The organism is Streptomyces sp. NBC_01428 (assembly GCF_036231965.1).
In the GTDB taxonomy this organism is placed as follows: Bacteria; Actinomycetota; Actinomycetes; order Streptomycetales; family Streptomycetaceae; genus Streptomyces.
This window is the reverse complement of sequence record NZ_CP109499.1, coordinates 3,118,992-3,131,995: the sequence shown is the minus strand read 5'-3', so window position 1 is coordinate 3,131,995 and position 13,004 is coordinate 3,118,992. Positions and strand designations below refer to the sequence as shown.

The 13,004-nt window shown below is 71.9% G+C and carries 7 protein-coding genes; 1 reads left to right on the top strand and 6 read right to left on the bottom strand.

Annotation, left to right across the window (positions count from 1 at the left end; translation table 11 throughout):
- Positions 1-230: 230 nt before the first annotated feature.
- Positions 231-1,427 carry a S8 family peptidase gene (locus OG406_RS13395; RefSeq protein WP_266846720.1) on the bottom strand — a complete coding sequence of 399 codons (1,197 nt, stop codon included), beginning with the start codon at positions 1,425-1,427 and terminating at the stop codon, positions 231-233.
- Between the two features lie 328 nt (positions 1,428-1,755).
- Here OG406_RS13395 and OG406_RS13390 point away from each other — a divergent pair, with 328 nt between their 5' ends.
- On the top strand, positions 1,756-4,374 hold the full coding sequence (locus OG406_RS13390) for a glycosyltransferase family 1 protein (RefSeq protein WP_267048588.1): 2,619 nt from the start codon (positions 1,756-1,758) through the stop codon (positions 4,372-4,374).
- Between the two features lie 76 nt (positions 4,375-4,450).
- On the opposite strand, the gene OG406_RS13385 is transcribed toward OG406_RS13390, so the two are convergent.
- From OG406_RS13385 to OG406_RS13365, 5 genes are all read right to left on the bottom strand, one after another.
- A complete protein-coding gene (locus tag OG406_RS13385; RefSeq protein WP_081219521.1) occupies positions 4,451-4,951 on the bottom strand; it encodes a DUF1990 family protein in 501 nt (166 codons plus the stop codon).
- Between the two features lie 71 nt (positions 4,952-5,022).
- Positions 5,023-6,684 carry a M4 family metallopeptidase gene (locus OG406_RS13380; RefSeq protein WP_267048589.1) on the bottom strand — a complete coding sequence of 554 codons (1,662 nt, stop codon included), beginning with the start codon at positions 6,682-6,684 and terminating at the stop codon, positions 5,023-5,025.
- 320 nt (positions 6,685-7,004) lie between these two features.
- A complete protein-coding gene (locus OG406_RS13375) occupies positions 7,005-9,050 on the bottom strand; it encodes a M4 family metallopeptidase (protein WP_266616706.1) in 2,046 nt (681 codons plus the stop codon).
- A gap of 335 nt (positions 9,051-9,385) precedes the next feature.
- Positions 9,386-11,146: an ABC transporter ATP-binding protein gene (locus OG406_RS13370; RefSeq protein ID WP_329185884.1), complete on the bottom strand. Its 1,761-nt coding sequence runs from the start codon at positions 11,144-11,146 to the stop codon at positions 9,386-9,388.
- A complete protein-coding gene (locus OG406_RS13365; protein ID WP_329185883.1) occupies positions 11,143-12,990 on the bottom strand; it encodes an ABC transporter ATP-binding protein in 1,848 nt (615 codons plus the stop codon). The genes OG406_RS13370 and OG406_RS13365 overlap by 4 nt, the downstream gene beginning before the upstream one ends.
- Between the last annotated feature and the right edge of the window lie 14 nt (positions 12,991-13,004).

Below are 13,004 nucleotides of genomic sequence, written 5' to 3'. Positions count from 1 at the left end.
GCGGGCATGACCGCTCCTGTCCGCGTCAACGTGGGTGGGCGGATGGGGGTGTGGGGAGGTGGACCTGCGAGGTGTACCGGAGGAGCCTTCCCACCCTATGCGGGTGAGCATTCCGGCACTTTGTTAACTACTCACGCGTATGTCTACACACAAGACCGGCCTCGTCCCGGGCAGGCGAGGCCGGTGCGGTGTGGCCGAATCACCCTGGTTGTACCAGCATCCCGCCGCCGTCACCCGACGTTCAGCAGTTTGTTCGGTGAACCGGGGCCGACACCTGACAACTTCCCCGGAACGGCCTGTTTCATCAGCGCCTTCGCGACCTGAGCCGGAGTGGCCCGCGGATGGCCGGACAGATACAGGGCGGCGGCGCCCGCGACATGAGGGCTCGCCATCGAGGTGCCGGAATAGGCCACTTTCCCCGTGTCGCTCGTGTACGAAGCTGACGTGATTGCCACCCCCGGCGCGAACAGGTCCACCGCCGGACCGGTGTTGGAGAACCGCGCCCGCGCGTCGGTCCGGTCGCTCGCACCGACCGTGAGCGCCTGGGTGACCCGCGCGGGGGAGTAGCGCGCGGCCGGCCGGCCGTCGTTGCCCGCCGCGACGGTGTAGGTCACGCCGGAGGCGATGGAGTTGCGGACGGCCGCGTCCAGCTGGGCGTTGCCGTACCCGTCGAGACTGAGGTTGGCCACGGCCGGCTTCCGGGCGTGCCGGGTGACCCAGTCGATCCCGGCGATGACCTGAGCCGTGGTGCCCGCCCCCCGGTCGTCCAGGACACGGACGGCGACGACCCTCGCCTTCTTGGCGACGCCGTACCGGCGGCCGACGACGGTCGCGGCCACATGGGTGCCGTGGCCGTTGCCGTCACGCGCCGTCCGGTCGCCGTCCACGAAGTCCCATCCGTAGCTCGCCCGGCCGCCGAAGTCCCGGTGGGTGATCCGGATGCCGGTGTCGATGACGTACGCCGTCACGCCCGCGCCCGCCGGCCCGGAGGGCGTGTACCGCCCGTCGAGCGGCCGGTTCCGCTGGTCGATCCGGTCCAGGCCCCACGAGGGCGGGTACGTCCGGGTGCCTTCGAGGGCCACCCGGGTGTCCTGGACGACGGAGGCCACCCGGGGATCGGCGGCGAGCCGCCGGGCCCGTCTCTCGTCGACGCGTACGGCGAAGCCGTTGAGCGCCGTGCCATAGGTGTGGCTGATTCTCGCCCCGTATTGCTCGGCGATGTCCGCGCCCGCCGCCGACGGAGCGCGTGTACCGCTCGTCAGCGTCACGATGTAGCTCCCGCTGACGGAGCCGGGATCCCCCGCTCCGAGGACCCGCCCCTCGGCGAACGCCCGGTCCGGTGGGGCGATGGCCGAAAGCACCGCGGCCGTCGCGACGGCGGTGAGACCCGCCCCCCAGCGCAGCCGCCACTTCCTCGTCCGTGCCATGACTGCTGTTCCCCTCCTCACATCGACGTACGGGGTCCGGGGCCGCCCTCGCGGACAGGACCCGGCCGTACGTCACCTGGCGAGCCTCTCCCGACGGGGCGAAGCACCACAAGGCCGCCCAGGAGGGCGGAATCGGCCATACCGAACAGGGAGGCCCCGTGAAGGTTGCGGCGAGTTTCCGCCGATGTCACACAGTCGGACGGATCCGGGGGCGTGCCGCGATGCGCCGTGTCGCGAAGGCACCCCCGCCGCTACCGTCGTGGGTGACGAAGGCCGCACAACGCCGTGCGGTCCTCTGCCGCGTACGTCCTCCGTGAAGGTGGAATCCGTGAAGGCGATCCGCAGATTCACCGTCCGACCAGTGCTCCCCGAACCCCTTCACCCCCTCAGTGACCTGGCACGCAACCTCCGCTGGTCCTGGCATGCCGAGACCCGTGACCTCTTCCAGTCCGTCGACCCGGAGCGCTGGGCAGCCTCCGACGGCGACCCCGTACGACTGCTGGGCAGCGTGTCGGCCGCCCGGCTCACGGAGCTCACCGAGGACAGCCGCTTCCTGCGCCGCCTCGCCGAGGTCTCCGACGACCTGCGGGACTACATGACCGGCGACCGCTGGTACCAGACGCAGACCTCCGACCTGCCCGCCGCCGTCGGCTACTTCTCGCCCGAGTTCGGCATCACCGCGGCCCTCCCGCAGTACTCGGGCGGCCTCGGCATCCTCGCGGGCGACCATCTCAAGGCGGCCAGCGACCTGGGCGTCCCGCTCATCGGGGTGGGCCTGCTCTACCGGCACGGCTACTTCCGCCAGTCCCTGTCCCGCGAGGGCTGGCAGCAGGAGCAGTATCCGGTCCTCGACCCCAACGAACTGCCCGTCGTCCCGCTGCGCGAGGAGGACGGCACCGCCGCCCAGGTCTCCCTCGCCCTGCCCGGCGGCCGCGCGCTGCACGCCCGGATCTGGCTCGCCCAGGTCGGCCGCGTACCGCTGCTCATGCTCGACTCCGACGTCGAGGAGAACGACCTCGGCGAACGCGGTGTCACCGACCGGCTGTACGGCGGCGGCAGTGAGCACCGGCTCCTCCAGGAGATGCTCCTCGGCATAGGAGGGGTGCGTGCGGTCCGGACGTACTGCCGGCTGACCGGGCACGCGCCGCCCGAGGTGTTCCACACGAACGAGGGCCACGCCGGATTCCTCGGGCTGGAACGGATCGCCGAACTCGGCGACGCCGGGCTGGACTTCGCCTCCGCCCTGGAGGCGGTCCGGGCCGGCACGGTCTTCACCACCCACACCCCGGTCCCCGCGGGCATCGACCGCTTCGACCGCGAGCTGGTCGCCCGCCACTTCGGTGCCGACGCGGAACTCCCGCGCATCGACGTGGAGCGGATCCTCGCCCTCGGCATGGAGACCTACCCCGGCGGTGAGCCGAACCTGTTCAACATGGCCGTGATGGGCCTGCGCCTCGGCCAGCGCGCCAACGGGGTCTCCCTGCTGCACGGCCAGGTCAGCCGGGAGATGTTCTCCGGACTCTGGCCCGGGTTCGACGCCGAGGAGGTGCCGATCACCTCCGTCACCAACGGCGTGCACGCGCCGACCTGGGTGGCCCCCGAGGTCTTCCGGCTCGGCGCCCGGCAGATCGGCGCGCAGCGCACCGAGGACGCGCTGACCGTCGGCGGCTCGGACCGGTGGGACGCGGTCGCCGAGATCGCCGACCAGGAGATCTGGGACCTGCGCCGGGTGCTGCGGGAGCAGCTCGTGCAGGAGGTGCGCGAGCGGCTCCAGGCGTCCTGGCGCCAGCGCGGCGCCGGTACCGCGGAACTCGGCTGGATCGACGGGGTGCTGGACCCGGACGTCCTCACCATCGGCTTCGCGCGCCGTGTCCCTTCGTACAAACGTCTGACGCTCATGCTGCGCGACCGGGACCGGCTCATGGACCTGCTGCTGCACCCCGAGCGGCCCGTCCAGATCGTCGTCGCCGGCAAGGCGCACCCCGCCGACGACGGCGGGAAGCGGCTGATCCAGGAGCTGGTCCGGTTCGCCGACGACCCCCGGGTGCGGCACCGGATCGTGTTCCTGCCCGACTACGGCATGGCGATGGCGCAGAAGCTCTACCCGGGCTGCGACATCTGGCTCAACAACCCGCTGCGCCCGCTGGAGGCGTGCGGCACGAGCGGGATGAAGGCGGCGCTCAACGGCTGTCTCAACCTCTCGGTCCTGGACGGCTGGTGGGACGAGTGGTTCCGGCCCGACTTCGGCTGGGCGATCCCCACCGCGGACGGCACCGCGACCGACGACGACCGCCGTGACGAGCTGGAGGCCAACGCGCTGTACGAGCTGCTCGAACAGCGGGTCGCCCCCCGGTTCTACGACCGCGGTGGGCACGGTCTGCCCGACCGGTGGATCGAGATGGTCCGCCAGACGCTGACCCATCTCGGGCCGAAGGTGCTGGCCGGCCGGATGGTCCGCGAGTACGTGGAGCGGCTGTACGCCCCCGCGGCGCACGCCCACCGCTCACTCACCGCGGACGCGGCACGCGAGCTGGCCGGCTGGAAGGCCCGGGTCCGTTCCGCCTGGCCGCAGGTGACGGTCGACCATCTGGAGGCGACCTCGGCCACCACGACCGCGGAACTGGGCGCCAGCCTGTCGCTGCGCGTCCGCGTGGGGCTCGGCGATCTCTCCCCGGACGACGTGGAGGTCCAGGCCGTCGCGGGCCGCGTCGGCACGGACGACCGGATCGCGGACGCCGTGTGCGTCCCGCTGAAGCCGGCCGGCGGTTCCGACCTGGAGGGACGCTGGGTGTACGAGGGCCCGCTGTCCCTCGACCGCACCGGTCCGTTCGGCTACACGGTCCGCATCCTGCCGGCGCACCGGCTGCTGGCCTCCGGCGCGGAACTGGGCCTGGTGGCCGTGCCGTCGGAGGAGCCGGGCGAGGGCGCGGGGCTGCTGATGCGCTGAGCCGGGGGCGTCACGGGCCCGCCGGAGCCCCGGCGGACCGCGTCCGGTCGCGGGGTCCGGGCGGCCGGGGCGGGGTTCAGCTGTCGAGCCCCTCGCACAGCCGGCGCAGCACCTTTCCGCAACGCTGCGCGTAGGCGTGCTGCAGGCCTCGGGTCGCGGCTCCGCCGGCCCGGGCGTACCACTTGACCGCGCGGCTGAACGCCGTGACCGTCAGCCAGACGGTGCCGTCGCCGGTGCGGGAGACCACGAAGGCCTCCTCGCCGCATTCGGGATGGCCGGTGAGCGTGCCGTAGGCCCAGGCGGTGCGCCGGGGTTCCTCGGCCGTCCAGACCACGCGGCAGGGAGCCTTGATCGGGCCGATGGCGACCGTGACGTCCACGCCGGGTGCCGCCCGGTCGGCGTCGGAGACCATGCCGACGCCCATGGTGCGGTGCATCTCCCAGGTCATCAGGGCCTCGGAGGCGCGGCGGAAGACGGCCTCGCCCTCGCCGATCCGGGAGCGTACGTGCATGCGGTGGAAGCCCGGGGGGCAGCGGTCCTCGCGGGTCGCGCCCACGTCCTCGTACGTGTAGGGCATGGGGGCAAGAGTAAGGCGGCACCCGGGGGAGTCCTCGCCCCGGGTGCCGCCTCGTTCGATCTGCCGGTGCGCTAGTTGACGTTCACGGCGGACCAGGCGGCCGCGACCGTCTTGTACTCCGTGCTGGTGGAGCCGTACAGGGCCGACGCCGCGGAGAGCGTGGCCGTGCGGGCGCCCGCGTACTTGGTCGTCGACGTCATGTACGTCGTCAGCGCCTTGTACCAGATCTGCAGCGCCTTGGCCCGGCCGATGCCCGTGACCGTGGTGCCGTTGGACGTCGGGGAGTTGTAGCTGACCCCGTTGATCGTCTTGGCGCCGCTGCCCTCCGAGAGGAGGTAGAAGAAGTGGTTGGCGACACCCGACGAGTAGTGCACGTCGAGGTTGCCGACGGTGGAGGACCAGGAGTCCTTCGAGCCGCCGTCCTTGCTCGGCTTGTCCATGTAGCGCAGCGGCGTGCCGTCGCCGTTGATGTTGATCTTCTCGCCGATGAGGTAGTCGCCCACGTCGGTGGAGTTCGCCGCGTAGAACTCGACGCCCGTTCCGAAGATGTCGGAGGTCGCCTCGTTCAGGCCGCCGGACTCACCCGAGTAGTTGAGACCCGCGGTGTTGGAGGTGACACCGTGGCTCATCTCGTGACCCGCCACGTCCAGCGAGGTCAGCGGGTGCGTGTTGCCCGAGCCGTCGCCGTACGTCATGCAGAAGCAGCTGTCGTCCCAGAACGCGTTCACGTACGAGTTGCCGTAGTGCACGCGGGAGTAGGCGCCGACGCCGTTGTTCTTGATGCCGCTGCGGCCGAACGTGTTCTTGTAGAAGTCCCACGTCTCCTGGGCGCCGTAGGCGGCGTCCGCGGCGGCGGTCTGGTCCGTGGTGGAGCTGGACGCGGCGCCGGTGCCCCACACGTCGTCGGCGTCGGTGAACAGCGTGCCGGTGCCGGACGTGCCGTGCTTGAGGTTGTAGGTCTTGTGGCCGCCGCGCGTGCCGTCCGTCAGGTTGTACGTCGAACCCGACAGCGTGGTGCTGAGCGTGACCGTGCCCGAGTAGAGGCTCTTGCCGGTACCGGTCTCGATGCCCTGGTACTCGTAGAGCTTCTTGCCGGTGGCCGCGTCGGTGATGACGTGCAGCTCGTTCGGGGTGCCGTCGTCCTGGAGGCCGCCGACGACGGTCTCGTAGGCGAGGGTCGGCTTGCCGGTGGCGGCCCAGATCACCTTGCGGGGAGCCTGGTCGGCCGCGGTCTTGTCCGAGCCGGCGTCCTTGGCGGCGGTGAGGGCCTGCTTCTCGGCCTTGGCGGTGGTGACCGCCGCCTTGAGCGAGGAGACCTTGATGGCCGCCTTCGTCGCCTTGGTGACGCCTTCGGTCTTCCCCGCCTTGGTCTCGTGCACGACGAGGTCGCCGCCGAGAACCGGAAGTCCGTTGTACGTGCGCTCGTACCGCGTGTGGACGGTGCCGTCGGCGTCCTTGACGACGTCTCTGACGACCAGCTTCTCCTTGGCGCCGAGACCTATCTCCTGGGCCGTCTCCGCCGTGGCGGCGTCGGCCTTCTGGATGAGCGCGGTGCGTGCGGAGGAGGAGAGCTGGACGGGCGAGCCGGCGAGGGGGGTGGTCTTGCCGGTGGGAAGCGCCGCGGTCTGGGCGGCGGCACCGGTGGTCATACCGGTGGCGAGCAGGGCTCCGGCGGCGACAGCGGTGGCGATGGCCAGAGTGGTGCGCTTGTGACGCGCGTAGAGGGGGGTCACGCAAGCTCCTTCTCGTGGGGGCGTCCGAACGGCTTGGGGATGCCGGACGGACGATTGTGAAGTTGCGGTGCGGGTGAGCCGTGCGGTGGAAGCGTGCCACTCAGGGCGCGTACATGTCAGGAGGGCCTAAAGACCTTGGCCGAAAATCGTCGATCAGGTGAACACTGAGGGGGTACGGGTGACGCTCAACTCCCCCTCAAGGCAAGGTCAAAGCAAACTCCCGCACGGGTAAAAGAGGGCGCCGCCCCGGGGAGTCGAACCTCCGGGGCGGCGTCCTGTCTCGTGGGGTTCCGCGCTGCCTCGCGCGGCCCGTCAGCGGTCTACGGGAAGGTCAGCTTCCAGCTGTTGATGTAGCCGGTGTCCTGGGCCGCCTGGTCCTGGACCTTCAACTTCCAGGTCCCGTTGGCGACTTCGGAGGACGCGTTGACCGTGTAGGTCGTGTTCACGTTGTCCGCCGAGTCGGACGAACTGAAGTTCTTCAGACGGTACGTGGAGCCGTCCGGGGCGACCAGATCGATCACCAGGTCACCGCGCCAGGTGTGCACGATGTCGACCGCGACCGCGAGGTTCGACGGGGCGTTGCCGGTCCGGCCGCTGACCGTGACGGACGACGTGACCGCCGCGCCGTTGTCCGGAATCGATACGTCGGCCGTGTTCTCGAACGACGTACCGCCACCGCCGCCACCGCCGGGACGCGTCCCGACGTTCACGGCCGCCCAGGCGTTCGCCACCGCCGTGTACTCGGCGCTGGTCGTGCCGTACAGCTCACCCGCCGCCGCGAGCGTGCCGGTGCGGGCCGCCGCGTAGTTGGTGGTCGAGGTGAACTTGGTGGTGAGCGCGCGGTACCAGATCTGCAGCGCCTTGTCCCGGCCGATGCCGGTGACCGGAAGCCCGTCGGACGTCGGCGAGTTGTAGCTGACGCCGTTGATGACCTTGGCGCCGCTGCCCTCGCTCAGCAGGTAGAAGAAGTGGTTGGCGACACCCGACGAGTAGTGCACGTCGACGTTGCCGACTCCCGAGTACCAGGAGTCCTTGGAGCCGCCGTCCTTGCTGGGCTTGTCCATGTAGCGCAGCGGCGTGCCGTCGCCGTTGATGTCGATCTTCTCGCCGATGAGGTAGTCGCCCACATCGGTCGAGTTGTTCGCGTAGAACTCGACGCCGGTGCCGAAGATGTCGGAGGTCGCCTCGTTCAGGCCGCCGGACTCGCCGGAGTAGTTGAGGCCCGCGGTGTTGGAGGTGACACCGTGGCTCATCTCGTGGCCCGCGACGTCCAGCGCGGTGAGCGGGTCGGCGTTGCCGGAGCCGTCGCCGTAGGTCATGCAGAAGCAGCTGTCGTCCCAGAACGCGTTCACGTACGAGTTGCCGTAGTGGGCCCGGGAGTAGGCGCCCACCCCGTTGTTCTTGATGCCGCTGCGGCCGAACGTGTTCTTGTAGAAGTCCCACGTCTCGGCGGCGCCGTAGTGCGCGTCGGCGCCGGCCGTCGCGGCGTTCGAGGTGGTGCCGTTGCCCCAGGTGTCGCTCGTCTGGGAGAACAGCGTGCCGGTGCCCGACGTCCCGTGGTTCAGGTTGTACGTCTTGTGGCCGCCGCGCGCGCCGTCGGTCAGCGTGTAGTTGGAGCCCGACTGCGTGGTCGTCAGGCTCACCTGACCGCTGTACTGGGTGTTGCCGATACCGGTCTTGATGCCCTGCCACTCGTAGAGCTTCTTGCCGGTGGCCGCGTCGGTGATGACGTGCAGCTCGTTCGGGGTGCCGTCGTCCTGGAGGCCGCCGACGACCGTCTCGTAGGCGAGGGTCGGCTTGCCGCTCGCCGCCCAGATCACCTTGCGGGGCGCGCGGTCGGCGTCCGTGCTCTTGGAGCCGGCGGCCCGGGCGGCGGACAGCGCCTGCTTCTCGGCCGTCGCGGCGGCGATCGCGGGCTTGAGCGTGGAGACCTTGAGGGAGGCCTTCGTCGCCCGGTAGACGTGCCCGGTCTTCCCGGACTTGGCCGTGTCGACGACCAGGTCTCCGCCGAGGACCGGCAGCCCTTCGTACGTCCGCTCGTAGCGGGTGTGGACGGTGCCGTCGTGGTCCTTGATGACGTCGCGGGCGACGAGGCTCTCGTCGGCGCCGAGTCCCAGGTCCTTGGCGGTGGCGGCCTTGGCGGTGTTGGCGTCGCGTATCAGCTCGGCGCGCTGCGAGGCGGTGAGCTTCATGGCGACGGCACCAGGATTGATCTTGCCGGTCCGAGGTGCCTGCTCGGGGGCGGCGTTCGCGGCGCCCGACTGGACGGCCGCGGCCAGCAGGGCGGTGACGCCGACGAGGGCGACACCGGCGACGCGGCGCTTGGTGGTGTGGGAGGTGCGTCTGTGGGAGGAGCTGCTACTCAACACTGACTCCTTCTGCGTGGCCGCGGGTCGCGCGGCCAGGGGAGACCGGACGAAGGAAGACCCGTCCGGGCAGAACTGGGCTTTACGCGGAACCAGGTGCAATGGGGTCGTGCCGGCGCGTCACAGCTGACGGAGCTGTGGGGTTGCTGTGAAGCAGCCGTGGGAAGAGTGGCAGGGGATGACGCTTTCTGTCAGGACCGCGTCAGCACTTTGGCCGGAAACGGTTCGTTGTCCGGTTCGTCATGTTCGGTATACGGACTGTCCGTCGGACCGTGGGACGGACTTCCGCCCCGCGCGACACGGAGTTCACGCGCCCGTACGCCGCACGCGCCCCGTCAGTGACCGGCGGCGTCCCGCCCGTCCCCGTGCCACGAGTGCCACAGCGCCGCGTACGCCCCCTCGGCCGCCACCAGTTCGTCGTGCGTGCCCAGCTCGGTCGGCCGCCCGTCCTCCATCACCGCCACCCGGTCGGCGTCGTGCGCGGTGTGCAGCCGGTGCGCGATGGCGATCACGGTCCTGCCCTCCAGCACGGCGGCCAGCGCACGCTCCGTGTGCCGCGCGGTCGCCGGGTCGAGCAGCGCCGTCGCCTCGTCGAGGATCAGGGTGTGCGGATCGGCGAGGACCACGCGGGCCAGCGCCAGTTGCTGCGCGCGCGAACCGTCCACCGGGACCGCCTCGGGACCCAGCTCCGTGTCCAGCCCGTCCGGCAGCTCCCCGGCCCAGTCCTCGGCGCCGACCGCGGTGAGCGCCGCCCACAACGCGGCCTCCCCGGCCGCCGGTTCGGCGATCAGCAGGTTGTCCCGGACCGTGCCCAGGAACACGTGGTGCTCCTGGGTGACCAGGACGACCTGCCGGCGCAACTGCTCCGGGTCGAGAGCGACGACCGGCACCCCGCCGACCGTCACCGTCCCGCTGCCCGGCGCGTCCACACCCGCCAGCAGCCGGCTCAGCGTGGACTTCCCCGCACCCGAGGGACCCACCACCGCCAGCCGTTCCCCGGGCCGCACCGTCAGGTCCACCCCGCGCAGCACCTCGCCCCCGCGGTCGTACGCGTACCGCACACCGGCGACGTCGATCCGGTCGTCCGCCGGAGCCGGCGCACCCGACCGCACCGCCCGCGGAGCACCGGCGAGCCCCTCCACCCGGGCGAACGAGGCACTGCTGCTCTGCAGTTGCTCGACCTGGTTGAGCATCGTGTCGAGCGGCTCGACGAGTTGGCGCAGATACAGCGTCGCCGCGACCACCGTCCCGAGGCTCAGGACGCCCCGCGCGTGCAGCGCGCCGCCCACCAGCAGCACGGCGACCACCGGCAGGACGTACGAGACCTCCACCGCCGGGAAGAACACGCTGCGCAGGAACAGCGTCCGCATCCGGCTGCGGCGCGACTCCTCCAGCGCGTCCCGGCCCGCCCGGATCCGGCGCTCCCCGAGCCCGAACGCCTCCACCGTGCGCGCACCCGACGCCGTGGCCGCGAGGATCTCCGCGATCTGCGAGGTGGCCGCACCCTCGGCGAGGTAGGCGGTGCGCGCCCGGCGCAGATACCAGCGCAGCGCCGCCCAGATGCCGGCGAGCCCCAGCACCGCGCAGCCGCCGAGCAGCGGGTCGATGGCGAACACGGCGACCAGGATGAACAGCGCCTGCGCGCCGGAGATCAGCAGCTGGGGGATCGCGTCGCGCAGCGTGTTTCCGACCAGGGTCACGTCGGCGGTGCCGCGCGCCGTCAGATCCCCGGTGCCGGCCCGCTCGACGACCGAGGCGGGCAGGGTCAGCGTCCGCTCCACGAACTCCTCCCGCACCCGCGCGAGCGTCCGCTCCCCGAACCGGTACCCGGCCAGGCGGGCCCAGCGTGCCAGCAGCACCTGGGCGAGCGAGGCCACGAGGATCACGAGCGCCGGACCGTCCACCACCTCCACCCCGCCGCCGCGCCGCACGTCGTCGATGATCCGGCCGAGCAGCCAGGGCCCCACCAGGCCGGTCACGGCGGCCAGCGCGTTCAGCGCGAGGACCGCCGCGAAGACCCTGCCGTCCTCGCGGATCAGCCGGACCGTGGCCCGCCGCACGTCGGCCCGTCCCGCGACGGGCAGGTGGGTGCTCATCGAACGACTCCCTCGGTCTCTCCGGCGCCCCCGCATGCGGTGCCGGCCGGCGTCGCGCCCCGCTCCCTCACGCCGGGGACCCGTCCCGCGGCCCCGTCCGCCCGCACGGCGTCGGCCCGGTCCCCGGCCGCTTGCGATCCGTCGTCCGCCGCCAGGTCGCGGGCCACCAGCGCCCGGTATCCCGGCTCCGCGCCGAGGAGTTCGCGATGGGTCCCGGTGGCCGCCACCTTGCCGTCCACCAGGAAACAGACGGTGTCCGCGCGGTCCAGCACGAGCGGCGAGGTACTGGTCACCACCGTGGTGCGGTCGGACCGTTCGGCCCGCAGGCGTCGCGCGACGGCCGCCTCCGTGTGCGCGTCGAGCGCCGAGGTCGGTTCCGCGGCGAGCAGCACCTCCGGATCGGCGAGCAGGGCCCGCACCAGCCTCACCCGCTGCCGCTGGCCGCCGGACAGGCTGCGGCCGCCCGCGTCGACGGCCGAGCCGAGCCCCTCCGGCAGCCCGAGGACGATGTCGTCGGCGGAGGCCGCGCGCACCGCCCGCGCGATCACGTCCTCGGCGCGGTCCCGGCGCCCGCCGACCAGTTCGCGCAGCGTGCCCGCGAACAGGTCGGCCTCGTTGTCCGCCACCAGGATCCGCTCCCGCACCTGATCCAGCGCGACCTCGTCCAGCCGGACACCGCCCCAGGTGACGTCCGACGGCGCGTACCGGCCGAGCCGGTCCAGCACGGCCTCCGACTCCGCGGACCGCGCCCCCACCAGGACCGTCAGCCGTCCCGGCACGACGCGCACCCCGGACGCGGGATCGTGCAGCACGGCCGGGGACACCGGGGCGTCCAGCGCGTCCGCGGGAGCGCGGTCGGGCTCCAGGGACAGGAACCGTACGACCCGCCGCGCGGCGACCACGCCCCGGGAGAGCTGGTAGCCGGCCTCGATGAAGAAGTACACCGGCAGGACCAGCACCGCGACATAGCCGTACACCGACACCAGTTCACCGATGCTGATGGCGCCCTGCGCGGCGAGCCGGGCCGCGAGCCAGGTCACCACGGCCAGGAACAGGGACGGCAGCCCGAGACCGAGAGCCTGGATCCAGCTCGTCACCGCGCCGACGCGGTAGCCCTGGTCGCGCAGGTGCCGCGAGTCGCGACGGAACGCGTCCGCGAACAGCGCCTTCCCGCCCAGCCCGTTGAGGACGCGCAGACCGCCCGCCAGATCGCCGATCCGCGCCGTCAGCACGGCCTGCCGCTCCCGGTAGTCCGTCTCGGTGCCCTGGAGGCGGCCCATCAGCGGCCCGACGAGCAGCGCGATCAGCGGCACCCCGAGCAGGATCGCCACCGACAGCGTCACCGACACGGACAGCAGCAGCGCGGCCACCACCCCGTACGTCACGACCGAGGCGACCCCGGGCCCGACGACGGTCAGCGACATGCTGATCGTCTGCACGTCACCCACGCCGATCGTCACGACCTCACCGGCCCCGACCTGCCGCGGCAGCGCCGCCCCCAGCCGGACCGCGTGCTCCACCACCACCTTGACCGTCCGGAAGTTGCCGTCCATCCGGACCTTGGTCATCGTGCGGTGCCGGACGACACCCAGCCACGCGTTGAACACCCCGGCGCCCAGCACCGCCGCCGTCCAGCCGGCCAGCGCCGTCCCGTCACCCGGCTCCAGACCGTCGTCGATCGCCCGCGACAGCAGATACGGCGTCAGGGCCAGGAGCCCCATCCACACCGTCGCGATCACCGCCCCGGTGGCCGAGCGGCCCGCCTGGCGGACGACCAGCCACCACAGGTACCGCCAGCCGCCCCGCCGTTCCGGTGTCCCCGGATCCGCGTACGCGTCGATCATCCGTCCCCCTCGGC